The organism is Smaragdicoccus niigatensis DSM 44881 = NBRC 103563 (genome assembly GCF_000380645.1).
GTDB classification, from domain to species: Bacteria; Actinomycetota; Actinomycetes; order Mycobacteriales; family Mycobacteriaceae; genus Smaragdicoccus; species Smaragdicoccus niigatensis.
This window is the reverse complement of record NZ_AQXZ01000016.1, coordinates 77,297-97,787: the sequence shown is the minus strand read 5'-3', so window position 1 is coordinate 97,787 and position 20,491 is coordinate 77,297. Positions and strand designations below refer to the sequence as shown.

Annotated in this window: 16 protein-coding genes and 1 tRNA gene; 13 read left to right on the top strand and 4 right to left on the bottom strand. The window is 64.0% G+C overall.

From position 1 onward, the window contains the following. Positions 1-5 precede the first annotated feature (5 nt). From F600_RS0110840 to F600_RS0110830, 3 genes are all read left to right on the top strand, one after another. Positions 6-419: a DUF2752 domain-containing protein gene (locus tag F600_RS0110840; protein ID WP_018160637.1), complete on the top strand. Its 414-nt coding sequence runs from the start codon at positions 6-8 to the stop codon at positions 417-419. A gap of 221 nt (positions 420-640) precedes the next feature. Then, positions 641-5,167, top strand: a complete 4,527-nt coding sequence (gene gltB, locus F600_RS0110835) for a glutamate synthase large subunit (protein ID WP_026306410.1) — start codon at positions 641-643, stop codon at positions 5,165-5,167. After that, on the top strand, positions 5,160-6,665 hold the full coding sequence (locus tag F600_RS0110830) for a glutamate synthase subunit beta (protein WP_018160635.1): 1,506 nt from the start codon (positions 5,160-5,162) through the stop codon (positions 6,663-6,665). The genes gltB and F600_RS0110830 overlap by 8 nt, the downstream gene beginning before the upstream one ends. Here the strand turns inward: F600_RS0110830 and F600_RS27755 are convergent, their stop codons facing one another. After that, positions 6,666-7,967, bottom strand: coding sequence for a ferredoxin reductase domain-containing protein (locus F600_RS27755; RefSeq protein ID WP_018160634.1), 1,302 nt, complete (start codon positions 7,965-7,967; stop codon positions 6,666-6,668). It abuts the gene before it with no gap. A 196-nt stretch (positions 7,968-8,163) separates the two neighbouring features. On the opposite strand from F600_RS27755, the gene pyk reads away from it, so the two are divergent. Together pyk and F600_RS0110815 are read left to right on the top strand one after the other, a co-directional pair. Next, positions 8,164-9,582, top strand: coding sequence for a pyruvate kinase (gene pyk, locus F600_RS0110820; RefSeq protein WP_018160633.1), 1,419 nt, complete (start codon positions 8,164-8,166; stop codon positions 9,580-9,582). Next, positions 9,551-10,453, top strand: a complete 903-nt coding sequence (locus F600_RS0110815) for an acyl-CoA thioesterase (RefSeq protein WP_051090793.1) — start codon at positions 9,551-9,553, stop codon at positions 10,451-10,453. Before pyk ends, F600_RS0110815 begins: the two co-directional genes overlap by 32 nt. Here the strand turns inward: F600_RS0110815 and F600_RS27750 are convergent. After that, a complete protein-coding gene (locus tag F600_RS27750) occupies positions 10,428-11,201 on the bottom strand; it encodes a PP2C family protein-serine/threonine phosphatase (protein WP_018160631.1) in 774 nt (257 codons plus the stop codon). The two genes, F600_RS0110815 and F600_RS27750, sit on opposite strands and share 26 nt — an antisense overlap. A gap of 95 nt (positions 11,202-11,296) precedes the next feature. Between F600_RS27750 and F600_RS27745 the strand changes: the two genes are divergently transcribed. Next, a complete protein-coding gene (locus tag F600_RS27745) occupies positions 11,297-12,172 on the top strand; it encodes an aminoglycoside phosphotransferase/kinase family protein (protein ID WP_018160630.1) in 876 nt (291 codons plus the stop codon). Positions 12,173-12,212: 40 nt separating this feature from the next. Further along, on the top strand, positions 12,213-12,488 hold the full coding sequence (locus tag F600_RS0110800; protein WP_018160629.1) for a TFIIB-type zinc ribbon-containing protein: 276 nt from the start codon (positions 12,213-12,215) through the stop codon (positions 12,486-12,488). Between the two features lie 22 nt (positions 12,489-12,510). Here the strand turns inward: F600_RS0110800 and F600_RS0110795 are convergent, their stop codons facing one another. Next, positions 12,511-14,088: a phospholipase D family protein gene (locus F600_RS0110795; protein ID WP_018160628.1), complete on the bottom strand. Its 1,578-nt coding sequence runs from the start codon at positions 14,086-14,088 to the stop codon at positions 12,511-12,513. Between the two features lie 84 nt (positions 14,089-14,172). On the opposite strand from F600_RS0110795, the gene F600_RS0110790 reads away from it, so the two are divergent. Both F600_RS0110790 and F600_RS0110785 read left to right on the top strand, forming a co-directional pair. Then, entirely contained in the window at positions 14,173-15,120 is a 948-nt protein-coding gene (locus F600_RS0110790) for a hypothetical protein (protein WP_018160627.1), read from the top strand. Positions 15,121-15,550: 430 nt separating this feature from the next. After that, complete coding sequence (locus tag F600_RS0110785) at positions 15,551-15,796, top strand: hypothetical protein (protein WP_018160626.1); 246 nt, start codon at positions 15,551-15,553, stop codon at positions 15,794-15,796. 56 nt (positions 15,797-15,852) lie between these two features. Here F600_RS0110785 and F600_RS0110780 read toward each other — a convergent pair. Continuing rightward, positions 15,853-15,929 (bottom strand) — tRNA-Leu (locus tag F600_RS0110780). A 149-nt stretch (positions 15,930-16,078) separates the two neighbouring features. Between F600_RS0110780 and F600_RS0110775 the strand changes: the two genes are divergently transcribed. From F600_RS0110775 to F600_RS0110760, 4 genes are all read left to right on the top strand, one after another. Beyond that, positions 16,079-16,681: an ANTAR domain-containing response regulator gene (locus F600_RS0110775; protein WP_026306408.1), complete on the top strand. Its 603-nt coding sequence runs from the start codon at positions 16,079-16,081 to the stop codon at positions 16,679-16,681. Between the two features lie 213 nt (positions 16,682-16,894). Further along, on the top strand, positions 16,895-18,097 hold the full coding sequence (locus F600_RS0110770) for a branched-chain amino acid ABC transporter substrate-binding protein (protein WP_018160624.1): 1,203 nt from the start codon (positions 16,895-16,897) through the stop codon (positions 18,095-18,097). Positions 18,098-18,197: 100 nt separating this feature from the next. Beyond that, positions 18,198-19,280 carry a branched-chain amino acid ABC transporter permease gene (locus tag F600_RS0110765; protein ID WP_018160623.1) on the top strand — a complete coding sequence of 361 codons (1,083 nt, stop codon included), beginning with the start codon at positions 18,198-18,200 and terminating at the stop codon, positions 19,278-19,280. A gap of 8 nt (positions 19,281-19,288) precedes the next feature. Beyond that, on the top strand, positions 19,289-20,458 hold the full coding sequence (locus F600_RS0110760) for a branched-chain amino acid ABC transporter permease (RefSeq protein WP_018160622.1): 1,170 nt from the start codon (positions 19,289-19,291) through the stop codon (positions 20,456-20,458). Positions 20,459-20,491: the final 33 nt, after the last annotated feature.

Here is a 20,491-nt window from a genome sequence, read left to right as displayed (position 1 = left end):
GCAGCATGAACGCTCGGCTCCGAGCTTTGACGGCTCCGGCGGCAGTTGCCGCCGGAGCCGTCGCTGTTCTGGGGGCAGTGTCCGTGGCGAACCCGACCGTACCGGGCGGTGTCCTGCCCGTTTGCCCGACGAAGCTCTTGTTCGGTTTCGACTGCCCGGGTTGTGGCACCCTGCGGATGCTGTATTCGGTCGCGCACCTCGACTTCGGAGCCGCGGTTCGATACAACGCGCTCGCGTTGGTGATCCTCGGACTTCTCACCGTCAGCTACTTTGCGTGGACCTACGGGCGGGTGCAGAACGTCCGCGTGCGGCAGTGGTTCGAACTCCGCGGGGCGCCGGGCCTTCTCATCGCTGCGATCGCCATATGGGCCGTCATCCGGAATCTGCCGTTCGCACCGTTCACCGGTCTGTATGTCTAGAAACACCCGCCGGGATTAGAGATCACGTCGAGCGGGTATCCGCGAAAATCCCCTGATTGCAGGGTTAATCGGCGCTGTTAAACTCTGCATAAGCCGTTTGGCACCACTTGCGAAGGTATGGGCCAGACTGCGACACACGGGCCGTTACGGCTCTGGGCATCGATTCAGCGGGGGTTGGATCGTGGTCCGGGGCGGGAGCGGCCCGAAGTGGAGGTATACGGGTGCTTTTCTCGAATATGCCACCGCGGCAAGGTCTTTACGACCCGCAGCATGAGTCCGACTCATGCGGTGTGGCCATGATGGCGGATGTTCGAGGCCGGCGCACCCACCAGCTCGTAGCAGACGCGCTGCTTGCGCTCGCGAACCTCGAACATCGCGGCGCCAAGGGTGCCGATCCGAACAGCGGCGATGGCGCGGGCATTCTCATTCAGCTGCCCGTCGAACTGTTTGCCGCGACGGTCGATTTCGAACTCCCGACGGTGAACGCCTATGCGGCCGGTACGTGTTTCCTGCCGATCGACCACGAGCAGCGCGCTCGGGCAATGGCGCGTATCGAGCGGCTCGCGGGCGAGGAGAACCTCACTGTCCTGGGCTGGCGCGAGGTCCCGGTCGATCCCGACAGCGCCGCGATCGGGGACAGCGCCCGAGCCTGCATGCCCTATATGGCACAGCTCTTCGTGAGTTCCGCCGGGCGGACGGGAATCGATCTCGATCGCGCGGTCTATCCGCTCCGTAAACGAGCCGAGCAGTCGCAGGACGACGGGACGACGGTCTATTTCGCGTCGCTGTCGAGCCGGACGATCGCTTACAAGGGAATGCTGACGACACAGCAGTTGCCGAAGTTCTTCCCGGACCTTCGGGACGAGCGATGTCGTAGCGCAATCGCCATCGTCCACAGCCGATTTTCGACCAATACCTTCCCGTCCTGGCCGCTTGCACATCCATTCCGGTTCGTCGCGCACAACGGGGAGATCAACACCATCAAGGGAAACCGGAACCGCATGCGGGCGCGCGAGGCGATGCTCGCGAGCGACCTGATTCCCGGCGATCTAAAACGCCTGTTCCCGATCTGTTCGCCGGAAGCCTCGGACTCGGCGTCGTTCGACGAAGTCCTCGAATTGCTCCACTTGGGCGGGCGCAGCCTCCCACACGCGGTGCTCATGATGATTCCGGAAGCCTGGGAGAACAATCAGCTCCCGCGTCCTCGGATCGCGTTCTATCAGTACCACTCGTCGCTGATGGAGCCGTGGGATGGGCCGGCGTGCGTGACCTTCACCGACGGCACACTGGTCGGCGCCGTGCTCGACCGCAACGGACTGCGCCCCGCACGCTGGTGGCGGACCGCCGACGACCGCGTGATCTTCGCGAGCGAAGCCGGGGTACTGCCGATCGACCAATCGATGGTCGTGGCCAAAGGGCGGCTGCAGCCTGGGCGCATGTTCCTCGTCGACACCGAGGCCCAGCGCATCGTTCCGGACTCGGAGATCAAGGACCGGCTCGCGAGCGCCGAGCCGTACGACGACTGGTTGCATGCGAACAAGGTCAAGATCGACACCCTGCCGGACCGCCCCATCTTCCGGCAGGATCACGAGTCGTTCGTCCAGCTCCAGCAGGCGTTTGGCTACACCAACGAGGACCTGCAAACGCTTCTCGCGCCCATGGCTGCGTCGGGTGGCGAGCCGCTCGGCTCGATGGGGACCGACACTCCGATCGCCGCGATGTCGGCCCGTCCGCGCTTGCTCTTCGACTACTTCGTCGAGCTGTTCGCCCAGGTGACCAACCCACCTCTCGATGCGATCCGCGAGGAGATCGTGACGTCGCTCCGCCGCTCGATGGGTCCGGAACAGAATCTGCTGGAGCCGACTCCCACGTCGTGTCGCCAGATCGTCGTGCAGACACCGATCCTGTGCAACGCCCAGCTCGCCAAGATCGTGCACATCAACGACGACGGCGATCATCCCGGTCTGTCCGCGACCGTTCTCCACGCGCTCTACGAAGTGAACCGGGACGCCCCGGGGCTGGCGATCGCGCTCACCGAGTTGCGCGAGGCTGCGAGTCTGGCCATCGCCAAGGGTTATCACGTGCTCGTCATCTCTGATCGCAACAGCAACCAACGCATGGCACCGATTCCGTCGTTGCTTGCTGTCTCGGCGGTGCACAACCACCTCGTCCGGACCAAGGAACGCACGAAAGTCGCGCTGGTCGTCGAGTCGGGCGATGCGCGCGAAGTGCACCACGCGGCGATTCTCATCGGCTTCGGGGCGGCCGCGGTCAATCCGTACCTGGCCATGGAATCGATCGAGGATCTCATTGACTCGGGAAGTCTGACCGGGATCGAGAAGTCGATGGCGGTGCGCAATTATCTTCAGGCGCTCGGCAAGGGTGTGCTGAAGGTGATGTCGAAGATGGGTATCTCGACCGTCGCTTCCTACACGATGGCGCAGGCTTTCGAGGCGATCGGACTCGACCGGGGACTCGTCGATGACTACTTCACCGGCACCGCCAGTCAGATCGGCGGCGCCGATCTCGCAGTGATCGCCCGCGAAGTCCGGCAGCGCCACATGACTGCCTATCCGGAGAACCCCCAGGCGCGGCTCCATCGAGGACTCGATGTCGGTGGCGAGTACCAGTACCGACGCGAAGGGGAACTGCACCTCTTCACCCCGGAAACGGTATTCCTGCTCCAGCACGCGACCCGCACGCGACGCTTCGACGTGTTCCGGCAGTATTCGAGCGAGGTCAACCGGTTGTCGGCGGCCGGCGGTACGTTGCGCGGGCTCTTCAGCTTCACGCCGACGACTCCGGTTCCGATCGACGAGGTCGAATCGGTGGAGTCGATCGTCAAGCGCTTCAACACGGGCGCGATGAGCTATGGCTCGATCTCGGCCGAGGCCCACGAGACGATGGCGATCGCTATGAATCGTCTTGGCGGCCGGTCGAATACCGGTGAGGGCGGCGAAGACACCGATCGCCTGTACGACCCGTTGCGCCGCAGCGCCGTGAAGCAGGTCGCCAGCGGTCGATTCGGCGTGACGAGCGACTACCTGGTCAACGCGTCGGATATTCAGATCAAGATGGCGCAGGGCGCCAAACCGGGCGAGGGCGGGCAGTTGCCGGCGTTCAAGGTCTACCCGAACATCGCGGCGACCCGGCATTCGACGCCGGGAGTCGGTCTCATCAGTCCGCCGCCGCACCACGACATCTACTCGATCGAGGACCTCGCGCAGCTGATCCACGATCTCAAGAACGCGAACGACCAGGCCCGAATCCACGTGAAGCTCGTCGCGTCGGTCGGGGTCGGAACCGTGGCGGCCGGAGTGTCGAAGGCGCACGCCGACGTCGTTTTGATTTCCGGGCACGACGGCGGCACGGGTGCATCACCGCTCACCTCGCTCAAGCACGCGGGTGCGCCGTGGGAGATCGGTCTCGCAGACACTCAGCAGACGTTGGTGCTCAACGGACTTCGCGACCGGATCACGGTGCAGTGTGACGGCGGTCTGCGTACTGGACGGGACGTCATCGTCGCGGCGCTCCTCGGCGCCGAGGAGTACGGGTTCTCGACGGCGCCACTCATCGTCGCGGGCTGCGTCATGATGCGGGTCTGTCATCTCGACACCTGTCCGGTCGGCATCGCGACGCAGAACCCGGAACTTCGCCGGCGATACAAGGGCAAGCCGGAGTTCGTCGAGGACTTCTTCCGTTTCATCGCCGAGGAGGTGCGCGAATACCTCGCTGAACTCGGACTGCGGAGCATCGACGACGCGGTGGGCCGTGCGGACCTTCTGGAAACCGCGGAGGGGATCGCGAACTGGAAGAGCGCGGGCCTCGATCTCACGCCGCTGTTCGCCGTGACCGAGGCATTCACTGGCCACTGTGAGCGCCGGAAAGTCCACGACCAGGATCACGGGTTGGAGCATGCACTCGACCAGACCCTGATCCAACTTGCCGAGGGTGCATTGGAGGACGCGCGCCCCGTCCAGATCGCTATGCCGGTCCGCAACGTCAACCGGACAGTCGGAACGCTGCTGGGCTCACAGGTGACGCGACGGTTCGGGGCCAACGGGCTTCCCGATGACACGATCCGATTGACGCTCACCGGGTCCGCGGGGCAGTCGCTGGGCGCCTTCCTTCCGCTGGGCATCACGATCGATCTGCTCGGTGACGCGAACGACTATGTGGGCAAAGGGCTTTCGGGTGGGCGGATCGTCATCCGACCGGTTCCCGAGGCGCCATTCGTCCCCGAAGACAACGTCATCGCCGGCAACACCCTCCTGTACGGCGCGACGTCGGGCGAGGTGTTCCTGCGCGGTCGGGTCGGCGAACGTTTCGCAGCCCGTAACTCGGGAGCGACCGCGGTCGTCGAGGGCGTCGGTGACCACGCCTGCGAGTACATGACAGGCGGCCGCGTCGTCGTCCTCGGACACACGGGTCGAAACTTTGCGGCGGGAATGTCGGGCGGTATCGCGTATGTCCTCGACCTCGATGTCGAGCGGGTCAATACCGCGATGGTGAATCTCGAACCGCTCGATGGCGACGACGCGGAATGGCTGCGCGAAACGATCGCGCACCATGTGCGCTGGACCGGATCCGGCGTCGGCATCTCGATCCTCACCGACTGGACTCGACGTGCGGAGATGTTCACCAAGATCATGCCGGTGGACTATGCGCGGGTCCTGCAGGCGTCCCGGCTGGCGCAGGCCGAGGGCCGGGACGTGGACTCCGCGATCATGGAGGCCGCGCATGGCTGACGCGCACGGATTCCTGAACGTCCGCAAGCGTGAATCACCGAAGCGGCCGGTTTCGGAGCGGATCAACGACTGGAACGAAATCTACGTCGACGTCTGTCCGGACGAACGCAATCACGAGGTTCGACTGCAGGCCCACCGTTGCATGGATTGCGGAATTCCGTTCTGCCACAGCGGTTCCAGCGGCTGCCCGCTCGGCAATCTCATCCCGGAGTGGAACGAACTCGTTCGCCGCGGCCAGTGGTCCGACGCCAGCGAGAGACTCCACGCGACGAACAATTTCCCGGAGTTCACGGGTCGGCTGTGTCCGGCGCCCTGCGAGTCCGCGTGCGTGCTGTCGATCGCCGAGGAGGACACCGGGGGAAGCGTCACGATCAAACGGATCGAGCAGGCGATCGCGGATGTGGCGTGGGAGTCCGGGGGAGTCCCGGTGCACCGGCCGGAAACGTCGAGCGGCAAACATGTGGCAGTGGTCGGGTCCGGTCCAGCGGGCCTCGCAGTGGCCCAACAGCTCACGCGCGTCGGGCACGAGGTGACCGTCTACGAGCGCGATGACCGCTTGGGCGGCCTCCTTCGTTATGGCATCCCCGCGTTCAAGATGGACAAGGACGTGCTGAACCGCCGACTGTTTCAGATGCGCGAGGAAGGCACCCGGTTCGTCACGTCGTCCAACGTCGGCGTCGACATCACCGTCGGGGAGTTGCGGAGTCAGTACGACGCGATCGTGCTGGCGACCGGCGCGCTCGACGCCCGCGACAACCGGGATGTCGGCGGGCGGGAACTCGGCGGAATCCACCTTGCGATGGACTACCTCGTGCCCGCGAACCACGAATGCGAAGGCGACGGCCCGAGCCCTATCAACGCACACGGCAAGCACGTCGTGATCATCGGCGGCGGTGACACCGGGTCCGACTGCCTCGGCACGGCACACCGTCAGGGCGCGAAGTCGATCGTTGAGCTCGACTACCACTGCGAACCGCCGGCCGAACGCGACGAGTCGACCTCACCCTGGCCGTCGTGGCCACTCGTGCTGCGCACCTCGCCGGCCCATGCCGAGGGCGGGGAGCGGCGCTTTCAGGTCGCGGTTCAGCGATTCGTCGGTGGGCCGGATGGCAGAGTTCGGTCGATGGTCCTGGCCGAGGTGCAGGTGCATCGGCACGACGACGGTCGTCGTGAGATCGTTCCCATCGGGGACGAATTCGAACTGCGTTGTGATTTGGCGCTTTTCGCGATCGGCTTTCATGGGACCGAGGAGGGGCCGCTGTTGACCGACCTCGGTCTTCGACGCAGTCGTCGCGGCGGGTTGACGTGCGGATTGGACTGGCAGACCGACGCGCCTGGTGTGTTCGTGTGCGGCGACGCGCACCGGGGAGCGTCCCTGGTCGTGTGGGCGATCGCGGAGGGACGTTCGGTCGCGGCGGCCGTTGATGAGTACCTCATGGGACACAGCGAGTTACCTGCACCGGTGCATCCGATGCAGGTTCCGCTGACCGTGATGTGATCACGAGTCCCATATCGGGCCGAACGCTGGGACTCCGCGTGCCCGCAACTCGCTGACGAGGCGCAGCGTGGTGCGCTTGTTCGAAATCACGATGACCGCTTCCGCACCAGTCTCCTTCAACGTCTCGTGCGACAGGGAGACGAGATCCGGCTTGCCCAACTCGTCGGTGTCCCATTCGATGAGGCCGGGCTCGGAGGCACGGATCTCATCGCGGAAGTCGGGCCCATAGGTTCGCAACGAGTTCCGCGTGACCCAGATCAGCCGACCGGGTGTGTGGCCGGTGATCAGATGCGGCAGAACCGGAGCGATGCCACTGCCGGTCGCCACCCAGACCACCCGCGTGAACATGCGGGACAACGAACCCACGCCGGTCGTCGGGATGCCGCGCACCCACAGGTGACTCGGCGGCTCGGCGATGAACTTGGACGTCCACCGACCCGCGCGGGATACCGCGATCCGGTAGCCGTCGTCGCCGGTCACCACGTTGGCGAACGCGTGCCATTGACCGAGCGGATGGTGGGCGACCTTGCCCGCCGACCCGGCCATGACCTGACGATCGGGAAACCGCACGAGCGCAACGTGGTCCGATGGACGCTGGATCTCGACCTTCACCCGCCGCAGCTGCAGCCACGGGATGGCAGCGATAATCAAGAGTGCCAACAAGATCCACGTGTTCGGCGACCCCACCATGTCCTTCCACGCCGGTCCCGGCTGGGCGGCGGCGTGCAGGAGAGTCAGGGCCACGAAGAGCGCGAGGGCGAGCCAGCCGCCGTAGCGATGGCTGTGTTCGAACAGATCGTGGTGCTTTTCGCGGATCACCGGTCGAGCGAGGATCACCATCACCACCAGATCCAGGCTGATGAGGATCAGCACTGTCACGATGGCGGCGTGCTGCGCCGGGCCGGCCGACGGCATCGGCCGGATGATCGTCAGCGCGGCGTAGAGGACGAACCACGCGGTCGCTGACACCGCAGCGCCGGCGTGTACTCCGCCGATGGCGTGGTGGATGTGGGCGATCGCGCTGCGAACCTTGAGGGGCCATCGCTTCGGCGCGGATGAGGCGACCGCGAACAGGCCGTTGACGAAGTACTGCTCGCGCGCCAGTCCGGCGAGGAAGATGTTGATGCTCACGATGAGAATCGCGGTGTCGAGCCAACCGTCGGGAGTATGCGCGGTCAGAACCGTCACTCCGGCGACGAGGACGTTGAGTCCGATCGTGGCCCAGATGATGCGGGGGTAGGGCCGCCCGCCTCGGGTGCGGTGGGCGGATTCTCGGGATGGTTTGGTGGGCGGACTGATCATGAGTTCCTCCGGGTCGGTTTTCGTTCTTGTTTGGAGAAACATTGAGGCTCAGGTCATTTGGGTTCCGTCCGGCGGTTGGCGGATTCGCCGGAGGACGACGCCATCCTCCGATCGGAGGAAAAATTCACCTGGCCGTCCGGCTTCGGAAGCGCACGATCTCGGCGGGGGATTGACGACGCAAACTAGGGTTGGACGGGTGAACCGTCGAACAAAGATCGTCTGCACGCTGGGACCCGCAACGGCTTCCGAGGACAAAATCCAGGAATTGATCGTTTCGGGCATGGACGTTGCCCGGTTGAACTTCAGCCATGGCAGTCATGCCGACCACGAGAAGGTGTACCACCACGTCCGCAAGGCGTCGGATGAGGTCGGAAAGGCGGTCGGCATTCTCGCCGACCTCCAGGGCCCCAAAATTCGTCTCGGCCGCTTCGTCACCGGCGCGACGCTGTGGGCGGAAGGCCAGGAAGTACGCATCACGGTCGACAATTGCGAGGGCACACACGACCGCGTCTCGACGACGTACAAGAACCTCGCCGTCGATGCCCAGCCCGGGGACCGTCTGCTCATCGACGACGGGAAAGTCGGCCTGACGGTCGACCGGGTCGACGGCAACGACGTCGTCTGCAAGGTCGTCGAAGGCGGCCGCGTGAGCAACAACAAGGGCATTTCGCTGCCCGGCATGAACGTGTCCGTTCCGGCGCTATCGGAGAAGGACATCGCAGACCTCGAGTTCGCGCTCGGTCTCGGTGTCGACTTCGTCGCGCTGTCCTTCGTGCGGTCGCCGTCGGATGTCGAACTCGTGCACGACGTCATGGACCGTGTCGGCCGTCGCGTGCCGGTGATCGCCAAGCTCGAGAAGCCGGAGGCCGTCACCAACCTGGAGTCGGTCGTGCTCGCCTTCGACGCCATCATGGTCGCGCGTGGCGACCTCGGCGTCGAGTACCCCCTCGAACAGGTTCCGCTCGTCCAGAAGCGTGCGATTCAGATTGCGCGCGAGAACGCGAAGCCGGTCATCGTCGCGACGCAGATGCTCGAATCGATGATCGAGAACTCGCGCCCCACGCGGGCAGAGGCGTCCGACGTTGCCAACGCCGTGCTCGATGGAGCCGACGCAGTCATGCTGTCGGGGGAGACGTCGGTCGGCAAGTACGCGATCGAGGCCGTCCGCACGATGGCGAAGATCGCGCAAGCCGTCGAATTCACGCCGAACCATGTGCCCCCGCTGATCCACGTCCCGCGGACCAAGCGCGGGGTGATCTCCTACGCCGCCCGCGACATCGGCGAGCGACTCAACGCGCGCGCACTCGTCGCGTTCACACAGTCGGGCGACACCGTCCGCCGGCTCTCCCGTTTGCACAGCCACATTCCGTTGCTCGCCTTCACACCGACACAGGCGGTGCGGAGCCAGCTGGCACTGTCGTGGGGTACCGAGACATTTCTGGTCCCGTGGGTCGAGACGACCGATGCCATGATTCGTCAGGTCGACGCGTCCCTGCTTGGTCTCGACCGTTTCCACAAGGGTGACGTCGTGGTGATCGTGGCGGGATCACCGCCCGGTACCGTCGGTTCGACGAACATGATCCATGTTCATCGAATCGGTGAAGAGGACCATTAGTTTGACCGCAGTGAACAGCGACCTCGAGACTCTGCTCGGACTCCTGGAACTCGAGGAGCTGTCGGAGGATTCGTTCCTCGGACACCACCCGGAAAAGGTGATGAGCCGGACTTTCGGCGGTCAGCTCATCGCGCAGGGGATTGTGGCGGCCAGTCGGACAGTCGGGGCGAATCGGCCGCTGCACTGCGTGAATGCGCACTTCATTCGCGGCGGTGACGTCAAGGCGCCGATCGAATATCGCGTCGACCGGCACCGCGACGGCCGGGCGATCGCGAATCGGGTCGTCACGGGCTACCAGGACGACAACGAGGTCTTCACGATGCTCGCGGCGTTCCAGGACACCGGGAAGGGCCTCGAGCACTCGATCGACCGTCCCGAGGTCGAAGACCCAGAGACTCTACCGACCCTCGCCGATCACTTCGTCGGTTACGAAGACGTCGTCCCCACGTTCATCAGTGCGCTTCGCCCGATCGACATGCGGTACGCCAATGCACCGGCGTGGGTCATGAAAGGCACGGGGGAGCAGCTTGCACACAACCGGGTCTGGATGCGGGCGGACGGAGCGCTGCCCGACAATGCCACGATCCACGCGGCATTGTTGGCGTACTCCTCCGACACGACGATTCTGGACTCGATCATCACGCGGCATGGCCTGTCGTGGGGGCATGACCGCGTGCTGGCCGCGACTCTGAACCATTCGATCTGGTTCCACCGGCCGTTCCGATTCGACGACTGGGCGCTGTATTCGACGCAGTCGCCGGTCGCGACGGGTTCGCGTGGACTGTCGACGGGGCACTTCTTCTCGCATTCGGGCGAACTGTTCGCCACTACCGTGCAAGAAGGCGTTATTCGGCACTATCCGCGTCGCTGACGAGCTCCTTGGGCCCGTCCACGATGAGCACCGTGACGTTGTCGCGGCCACCGGACTCGAGCGCCAGTTCGACAAGCGTGTCGACCGCGGTCTGCGGATCGGCCACGGTGCGCAAGACCTCCGCCATGGTTTCATCTTCGACTTCGTTGGTGAGGCCATCGGAGCAGATCAGGATGCGGTCGCCGGCCTGCAGTGGGACGATCCACATCTGCGGATTGGGGTCCATATGCGCCATCAGAGCGCGGGTGATGATGTTCCGTCCGGGCATCGTGCGCGCGACGGCGGCGTCGATCTTGCCCGCGTCGATCCACTCCTGAACAGCGGAATGATCCTTGCTGATCTGCGCGAGACCCTCGTCGGGGTTGAAGAGGTAGGTCCGCGAGTCGCCGATGTTGAGCACGAGCCACGCGGGCTTGCCTTCGTGCCGGGTGACGATCGCGCCGGTCATCGTGGTGCCCGGCGGGCGGTCCGTCGCCGACTCGATCGAGCTGATCCGCGAGTGTGCGTCATGCAAGGCGTCGACGATCATGCGCGGGTCGACATCTTCGCGACCAGCGAGTTCGGTCATGGCGGCGACTGCCTCATGGCTCGCCTTCTCACCGTTCTCATGCCCGCCCATGCCGTCGGCGACGACGAACACGGGAGGACTCGCCAGCCATGCATCCTGGTTGCTCGAACGCACTTTGCCCACATCAGTGGCCGCGCCCCAGGTGATTCGCGCGCCGGCGAGGTCGGCGTGCTCGCCCATCACGAACCGCCTTTCATCCCAAACGTCACACCTGTCACAACATAATTGTGACCTTTCCGCGGCTTCGCCGAGTCGAAACCCGAGAATTGTTGACTGTGGACGACTTCGCTTCAACCGGGATCGACGAGCAACTGATAGCACGTGCGGCCTCCTTGGGGGCGGTGGGTTCGCCCACGGTTCTGGTGCGGCGCCGGGATGCCGTGGTCATCCGCGTCGGCGATGTGGTCGTCAAAGCGCACCGCGCAGACGACCCGTTGGAACTACAGCGGCGCCTGGAAGTCGCTCGTACCTCGTTGTCGAACGTCTTCGCGGCACCGTTGGGGAACTGGCCCGGGTCGTCGCCGGACGTCGTGCTGACGGCGTGGCCCGCGGGGGAGCCGGTCGACCCGGAACTATCGGATGAGGCGCCGTGGGAGCACGCCGGCCGGCTGTTGGCATTGCTGCACGATTCCTTCCCGATCGGTGCTGATCTCAAACCGGCAACATCCGTGGACCGAGTCCGGTCGGCAATTTCGGTGCTGGCTCAGAGCGCTGTTTCGGCCACTGCAGAGGGCCGTGGAATCCTTTCGGCCGCATCGCAACTCGGCGAGCTCGAGATCGGCGCGGCGAGTCGCCGGATCATTCACGGTGACTTCCATCTCGGTCAGATGGCTCGCTTCCCCGGCCGTGGCTGGCTGCTGCTCGACGTGGACGATCTCGGGTTCGGCGATACCCGATGGGACTTTGCGCGGCCGGCCGCCTGGTTTGCGATCGGACTCATCGAGGGTCGGCAGTGGCAAACGCTCGTAGAGAGCTACCGCGAGGCCGGTGGGCAGGCGATTTCGAGCTGGTCGGAGATCGATCGGTTTGCACAGGCGTTCACTGTTCAGGCCGCTGCGCGCGCGGTCGTCAAAGCCGATCTTGAGCAGCGATCCCTCACGGAGGCTGAGCGGGAGTTCGTCGGCGCCTGTGCCCGCATTGCCGATCGGTAGTCTGGGAGAAATGTCCCTTTTGACTGCCAGGAGCTGATCGATGAACCAATTCAAGTGCCCGAAGTGTCCCGGGTACATGCAGACCTACAATCGCGCCGGGATTCACATCGAGCAGTGCAACCAGTGCCACGGCATCTTTCTGGATTCCGGCGAGCTGGAGGCAATTTCGAGCGTCGAAGCACAGTTCTCGCAGCATCATCACGCAGCTCCGCCACCGCCTCCCGGATATCACCAGCAGCCGGGCTGGGGTAATCACGGCTACTACGGTCACCACGGGCGAAAGAAGAGCTTCTCGAGCATGCTGTTCTCGTCGTAGCTGACGGTAGGTCGAAACCCGGCTACCAGCGGTCGGCGCCGCGGGCACCCCGCGGCCGACCGTCGGGGTCGTAGACGTACCGATACAGGAGCGTCGCCCACAGTCGAGTGAAGCGACCGAGCGGTTCCGGCGCGTGGGGCATCAAACGGCCCGGTGGTCGCGCGCCTGCCCGTCCGCGTCGGCTCCAAGTCTCGAGCGCCTGTGCCGACGTGGTCATCGCTTGGATGGCGGATTGCGGGTCGACGAGATCATCGTCGGATCTCTGGTCGAGGTGTTCGCGCATCAGCCGAAGCCGGAGGTCGCGTGCGAACGTGCGCGCACCCGCACCGGTCGCCGCCGGGTCGATCGGTGGGCGGTCGTCGCGTGTGGTGTCGATGACCGCGCACGAGAGTTCGCTGTCGTGCGACCACGACCGCCGGTTGAAGTTGTCACTGCCGACGCTCACCCAAAGGTCATCGATGACACAGACTTTCGCGTGGACGTAGACCGGCGTACCGGCGTGGTTCTCGAGATCGAAGACGTGCACCCGGTCCGAACTCGCGGTGCGACAGATCGAGAGCGCCTTTTCGCGGCCGACCATGTTGGGCGGTAGCGCCATGCGGCCATCGACGTCTGGATGGCGGGGCACGACGGCCACGAGATGCAGCTCAGGATTGTCCCGGAGGGCGTCGGCGAAGAGCCGCGTCACGTCCTCGGACCAGAAGTACTGGTCCTCGAGATAGATCAATCGGCGCGCGTTGCGGATTGCCTTGACGTAGGCGCGGGCGATGGTGTGCTCGCCTTTCGGGGCGAAGCTGAATCCGTGGCGGATGCGCGGATAGGTTCGCAGGACCTGCACCGTGTGTGGTCCGCACGCCGGTGGTGACGGCAATTCCGGAGGCAGTTCGCCCGCGTCCAGATCGGCATGGCCCAGCCAGTCGCGCAGAAGAGCCAGCGGGGAGTGCAGATCGAGTGGCGTGGGGTCGCGCCAGCGTTCCCGAAATGTCGTGTCGAGCACGCCGACGACCGGACCCTGCAATCGAAGCTGCACATCATGCCAGGGTGGGTTTTCGCCGTATTTCGGGTTCATCGTCTGCGGTTGCGGATCTCCGCGGTGGTGACCGTCATCGCGGCGCCCGTGACAGAGATCGATGCCGCCGGCGAAGGCGACATCACGCTCCGGTTCGCTCGGGTGACGCAGGACGACGAGCTTCTGGTGATGTGAGCCGAACATCCGGACGCGTTGGTCCAACAGCACCTCGCCGCCCGCCGCTTCGATGCGTTCGCCGAGGTGGCGGTTCTCCTCCTCGCTGAACTGCAGTTTGTCGAGGTGGGAGCGCCACACGAGGCCTTTGACGACGACGCCACGCTCGGCCGCTGCGCTGAACAGATCCGCGACTGTGGGTCCGTTGGGTCGCAGTTGCTCGTCGGGATCGCCTCGCCAGTCCGTGAAGAACAGGTGATCGCCGCGCTCGAGGCTTTCGACCTCGGCCACCAGATGGTCGAAGTAGGCCGCGCCATGCACGAGCGGTTCGACATGATTTCCCTCGGTGTACGCCGGAATCGTCGTCGCTGGGTTACCCCATTCCTCCGGGGTGAGGAGCCAATGGCCATAGCCCATCTGTCGCCTCCTTCTACGAGAGGCTTCCCGACAGCGCGTTGGTTGAACCGGCCAATGCGCGCCGGCACCCGAGGTGACTAGGGTGTGTCCGTGCTCTTTCTGTCGGGCAGGACGCTTGCCGCCGCCCTCATGACCGTCTCGTTGACCGCAGCCTGTGCGGGTTCTACTGGTACGGAGGGCGCTAAGCAGTCGGCCTCGAAGGGTGCGACCACCACGGTCTCGAAGCCGCCCGCTGTGCCGGAGTTGCCGGGTGGCGGGACCGTGCTCTTTCCGGGCCGCCGGATGGTCGCGCTGTATGGGACGCCGGGGAATCCGCAGATGGGTGTGCTGGGTGAGCAGGGTATCGACGACAGCATCGCGCGAGTTCGGGCCCTCACGAACCAGTACCGCGACCTGACGCCGGAGCACGAGATCCCGGCCTTCGAGATTATCTCGACGGTCGCGTTGGGCGGTCCCGGTAGGGACGGCACGTATTCGCGGCCCGTGCCCTTGGACGAGATTCGACCGTGGGTCGAAGCTGCCGGCAAAGCCGGCGTCTACGTCGTTCTCGACCTTCAACCGGGGCGCTCGGACTTCCTCACCCAGGCGAAGATCTTCGAGGAGTTCCTCAAACTCCCGCACGTCGGCCTCGCGCTCGATCCGGAGTGGCGGCTGACGCCCGATCAATTGCCGCTCCAGCAGATCGGCCAGGTCGGGGTCGATGAGGTCAACTCGGTGATCGGCTGGCTCGCGGATCTCACCAAAGCGAACAATCTGCCGCAGAAGTTGTTCATCGTCCACCAGTTCCAGCAGCGGATGATCATCGGACGGGAACGGATCGACACGAGTCGCAGTGAACTCGCGGTCGCCATCCACGCGGACGGGCACGGCACGCCGGGCGAGAAGATGGAGACGTGGAATGACCTCCTCGTCGGACTGCCGCCGGGTGTTCGGATGGCGTGGAAGAACTTCTACGACGAAGACAAGCCGACCTTCAGTCCGTGGTCAACGATGGCGGTCGACCCCCGTCCGTGGTTTGTCTCATATCAATAGTCACTCCACTGATGAATTCATTGTGGACTGAATTCGATTTGAAAAATCTTGATACGTGTATGTACTTTGAATGAAAAGTAGACAAGTATACCTACTGGGTGATTCAAGTCTAAATCGCCCGATTCGGATAATCATCTGAGTCAAACTGCGGGAGGCGTGACACAGTCGACGCGATGTGGGGGTTCAGAACACCGCAGGTGTTCTGGGCTGGCGTTATGCCGGTCGAGCCAATCTGATCTGCACGGTTCAGGGTGGTTTGACGCGGCCGGAAAACAGTTCTCGACCGTATTCTCAGCATACAGAATATGTTCGAATTCCCAGCCTATTTTCGAATAAATCGAATCGGAGTCGGGGGTCGACGATTCGGGCTGAAATCTGTGTTTGCCGCCAATTCCGCAACGAGTCACTTCAATCTCGAAAGGTTCACCTGATGAGCATTTTGAAGACAGTAGGCAAGGCGTTCGTTGTCGCCGGGTTCGTATCGGTTTCGTTCGTGGGCGTCGCCAACGCCGGTCCCGGACTGATCAACGTAGGGCCGTTGATCACGTCACCCTTGATCACGTCGCCGTTGGCGACTTCGCCGCTCATCACGTCGCCACTCGTCAACGGTGTTGACGTATGCGGTGTCCACGTGATCGGACCTGGAACCCCAGCGCTCTGCGGAGGCAACGGCTAACGCACTGAGAACAGAACAGGCCGGGCTGATGCCCGGCCTGATCCGTGTGGTCGATGTGGTGCCCCCGGTGAGACTCGAACTCACACTGGACGGGTTTTGAATCCGCTTCCTCTGCCAATTGGGATACGGGGGCGTACATTTCGCGATCGGACCGGGTTTCCCGGCCGCAACCGCTGGGAACAGACAATACGCGAATGGTCCCGTTGTCCAAACGACCGGTACCCTTCGTAGTGCGCACACGATCGAGATGCGCGCGCAGATGATGAGGGGAAACCAGAGGCCATGCCTTCGCAGTCAGCCAAGCCCAGCACCTTGCGGCGTGTTGTGGTGGCGGAGGACGAGACGCTGATCCGCATGGATCTCGTCGAGATGCTCTCGGAAGAGGGCTACGACATTGTGGGGCAGGCCGGAGACGGGCAGCAGGCCGTCGAGCTCGCCGAGGAGTTGCGTCCCGATCTTGTGATCATGGACGTCAAGATGCCTCGCCGCGATGGCATCGACGCCGCCGCGGAGATCGCCAAGAAGCGCATCGCCCCGGTCGTCATCTTGACGGCGTTCAGTCAGCGCGATCTCGTCGAGCGTGCACGCGACGCCGGCGCGATGGCCTATCTCGTCAAGCCGTTCTCCAAGTCCGACCTCGTGCCGGCCATTGAACTCGCAGCGAGCCGTTTCAACGAGATCGCGGCGCTCGAGCGCGAAGTGACGGCCCTGTCCGACCGACTCGAGACGCGAAAGCTCATCGAGCGGGCCAAGGGCGTTCTCATGAAGACCCAGGGCCTCAACGAGCCGCAGGCATTCAAGTGGATCCAACGCACCGCGATGGACCGTCGTACCACCATGAAGGCGGTCGCCCAGGTGGTTCTGGAGACGCTCGGAACGGAGTGAATTCCTCCAGATAGAGCCGTCAAAAGAATGAACTTTCGACGGCAACCGGGAGGAATCCGACGAACACGCTGTCTCCGCGCGACTCGCCGTCGCGGTGGCACTGCAGAGAGCCTTATCTGGGGTTAAGTTTGGCCCCGGGCTGGCGCCGCCAGTCGTCCGGCGGAGTAACGCCGGGGTTCTTTGAAGCGGAGGTACAGCGTGCATCGTCGAGCGATGAAGGGCGCCATCGTAGTTTCCATCGCCGCGGCGCTTGCCGTGTCGGGATGTAGCAGCAAGTCGACCACAGGCGGAACGTCCGGCGGAGGCAGCGAGGCCAAGCTGTCGATCCAGGCGGTTGGCGCTTTCGATACCGAGGGCAACGCCCTCAAAGCTGAGGCCGCAGCCACCCCGGTGAACCCGGCGGGTGACGGTAAGGCGAAGTGCAAGGACGTGGCCATCGCGATGACCGGCGCGCTCACGGGTGACGACGCCGCGCTCGGTCTCAACATCGTGAACGGCGTTCGCCTCGCGGTGAAGCAGCACAACGACGCGAACAAGGACTGCAAGGTCGAGCTCAAGGAGTTCGACACCGAAGGCAGCGCCGACAAGGCCACTCAGGTTGTCCCGAACATCATCAACGACAAGACGGTCGTCGGTGTCGTAGGCCCCGCGTTCTCCGGCGAGACGCAGGCCACGGGTGAGCTGTTCAGCCAGGCCGGCCTCGTCTCGGCGACGGCCTCGGCGACCCGTCCGACGCTGACCGACAACGGCTGGAAGAGCTTCTTCCGCGGTCTTGGCAGCGACGCGCTGCAGGGACCGGCAATCGCCAACTACGTCACCAAGGTCAAGGGTGCCAAGAAGGTCTGCGTCATCGACGACAGCACGCCGTATGGCACCGGCATCGCGGACGAAGTCAAGAAGACGCTCGGTGCGGCGAACGACGCATCCTGCACGATGCAGGTCAAGAAGGGCGACAAGGACTTCTCGGCCGTCGTCACCAAGATGAGCGCCGCGAAGCCGGACGCGATCTTCTACGGCGGTTACTACGCCGAGGCTGCACCGCTCCTGTCGCAGCTGCGTGCGGGCAACGTCGAGGCGGTGTTCTCGGCCGGTGACGGTGTCAACGACCCGAAGTTCGTCGAGCTTGCCGGTAACGCGGCCAAGGGCGCCATCCTCGGTTGCCCGTGTGGTGAGGGTCCGGAGTCGTTCCAGAAGGCATACGCGGACCTCGCCGGCCAGGAGCCGGGTGTCTACTCGGCCGAGGCCTACGACCTCGCCACGATCATGCTGACGGCAATCGACCAGGGCAAGATCACGCGTCCCGACATGCTCGCCTTCTTCAAGGGCTACGACGGTCAGGGCCTGCAGGGCACCTACAAGTGGAATGCAAAGGGCGAACTCGAGAAGTCGGGCGTCTGGATGTACGAAGTCAAGTAGTCCCCTAGCAAGAATTGCGCCGCGCGGGGGTGAGGACATCGCCCCCGCGCGGAGCTCAATTCGAGGCCCGCGCGCAGCGCATTTTTGGAAGGGACGAGGAATGTCAATCGTCGCGCTGTCCGCGACTTCCGCCACCACGCTCGCCGGATCGATCAGCTTCGATCTGCCGTCGCTGTTCGATAACTTCTGGCAGCTGACTGTCGACGGAATCGCCTACGGATCGATCTATGCGCTGGTCGCGGTGGGGTACACGCTCGTTTACGGCGTGCTCCGACTCATCAACTTCGCGCACTCCGAAATCTTCATGCTCGGCATGTTCGGACAGTACGTCGGGCTGCAGATCATGGGATTCGCGCCCGGCCCGAACGTTTACAGTCTCGGTGTCGGAGAGACGATTCTCTATCTGATCCTCGCCATGCTGATCGGTATGGCCGTCGCCGGTGGTGCCGCGGTCGCTCTCGAGCGGACCGCCTACCGGCCCCTTCGTAAGCGCGGAGCCAAGCCGCTCATCTTCCTCATCACCGCGATCGGTGTTTCGTTCATCCTGCAAGAGTTCGTGCACTTCGTATTGCCGAACTTCAAGCGGATCTTCGGCGCGATCGGTATCGAGTTGCCGACGTTCCTGCAGGGCCTCGGCGGTGCGTCCGCCGAACAGCCGATCCGTCTCGTCGCGCCGCAGGAGCAGTTCTCCCTGTTCGGCGCCAGCGTCACCAACGTCACGCTTCTCATCGTCGCCTCGGCGTTTATCCTCGCCCTCGGCACCGACCTCATGATCAACCGCACCAAGTTCGGCCGCGGTATCCGCGCGGTCGCGCAGGACCCGAACACCGCGACACTCATGGGTGTCTCGCGCGAGCGGATCATCATCCTGACGTTCCTCATCGGTGGTGTCCTCGCCGGCGCTGCCGCACTGCTGTACACGATCAAGATTCCGAGCGGAATCATCTACTCGGGTGGATTCATCCTGGGTATCAAGGCCTTCAGCGCGGCCGTCCTCGGCGGCATCGGCAACCTGCGAGGGGCGCTTCTCGGCGGGCTGCTCCTCGGTGTCATCGAGATGTACGGCCAGATCGTCCTGGGGAGTCAGTGGCGCGACGTCGTCGCGTTCCTCGTTCTCGTCCTGGTTCTGATGTTCCGTCCGACCGGCATCCTCGGTGAAAGCCTCGGAAAGGCACGGGTATGAGCCACGCAATGAAACGTGCCCGGGCTCGCGGCGGTCTCGGCGACAAAGTTCGCAGCTGGTGGGACGGTCTTCCACGGGCCGGTCAGTGGGCCTTTGGTGTCCCGATCGCTGCCGTGCTGATCCTCATGACGATGTATCCGCCGCCGTTGATAAACACGCCCAACACCAACTTCGCGCTTGTCATGGCACAGGTGACGATGCTGTCGCTCGTCGCCATCGGCCTCAATGTGGTCGTCGGTCAGGCGGGTCTGCTCGACCTCGGGTACGTCGGCTTCTATGCGATCGGTGCCTACACGGTTGCGATGTTGACGAGCCCGAACAGTCCGTGGCACAAGGGCGGAATCTTCGACTCCGGATGGGCCTGGTTGGCGTGTGTGCCGTTGGCCGTGTTGATCACCTCGATCTCCGGCCTGATACTCGGCACTCCCACGCTGCGTCTGCGTGGCGACTATCTCGCGATCGTCACCCTCGGATTCGGTGAGATCGTTCGATTGCTCGCGGACAACCTGCGCGATATCACGAGAGGCAGCGCCGGCCTGGCGTCGATCGCGTACCCGGTGATCGGCGTCTCGGACGAGAAGCCGAACGGACTCTTCTCGGCGGGTAACGTCCAGGGCCCGGTGAGTGCGGGCGTTGCCTGGTTCGTTGCTGGATTGATTCTGGTTGTCGCGGTGCTCATCATCGTCGGCAACCTCGAGCGCAGCCGCGTGGGACGAGCCTGGGTCGCGATCCGGGAAGATGAAGACGCCGCCGAGATCATGGGTGTGCCCACGTTCAAGTTCAAGCTGTGGGCATTCGTCATCGGTGCGGCGATCGGTGGGTTGTCGGGTGCGCTGTACGCGGGTCAGGTGCAGTTCGTCAGCCCGGAGAAGTTCAACGTCATCAACTCGATGCTCTTCCTCGTCGCCGTCATCATCGGTGGCTCCGGAAACAAGTTGGGTGTCATCGTCGGTGCGTTCGTCATCGTCTACCTGCCGAACCGTTTGATGGGTGTCAAGGTCGGCGATGCGACTCTGGGAGATTACAAGTACTTGTTCTTCGGACTCGCGCTCGTCGTGCTGATGATCTTCCGTCCGCAGGGCATGTTCCCGGTCCGGCAGAAACTGCTCTCGTACTCACGCAAGGTGCACCTGGCGATCGTGGGATCTCGCCGTGAGAAAGCGCAGGTGAACCAGTGAACGAACCAGGTCCGGGCGATGCCTTGTTCGACA